This is a genomic window from Roseateles chitinivorans (assembly GCF_002761755.1).
Lineage (GTDB): Bacteria > Pseudomonadota > Gammaproteobacteria > Burkholderiales > Burkholderiaceae_C > Roseateles > Roseateles chitinivorans.
Map to the genome: position 1 here is coordinate 1 of NZ_PEOG01000249.1, position 410 is coordinate 410.

The following is a 410-nucleotide window of genomic DNA, read 5'->3' on the forward strand; positions in this document are numbered from 1 at the left end:
GAACAACTGCAGGCAATACCGCAGCATGCCGAACGTGCCGACCTTGTCCATCACGGCCATCATCAGCACGGCCGACGCCGGCGTGGCCTCCACCGCGGCGTCGGGCAGCCAGCGGTGGAACGGCCACAGCGGCGCCTTGACCGCGAACGCGAACATGAACCCGAGGAACAGGAAGTTCATGATCGCCGGATTGACCGCGAACTCGCCGGACGATACGGCCGCGACGTTCTCCCGGAAGTCGAATGTGCCTGCCGCGAACGCGTCACTGCCCGCGGTGACGACGTAGAGGCCGATCACCGCGGCGAGCATGATGAGGCCGCCGAACAGGTTGTACAGCAGGAACTTCACCGCCGCGCGGGACCGGTTCTCGCCGCCGAAGCCGCCGATGAGGAAGTACATCGGGATGAGCC

General features: G+C 66.1%; 1 protein-coding gene. It reads right to left on the minus strand.

From position 1 onward, the window contains the following. A partial coding sequence (locus CS062_RS25600; RefSeq protein ID WP_259373131.1) for a proton-conducting transporter transmembrane domain-containing protein occupies nt 1-410 on the minus strand: 410 nt, incomplete at both ends.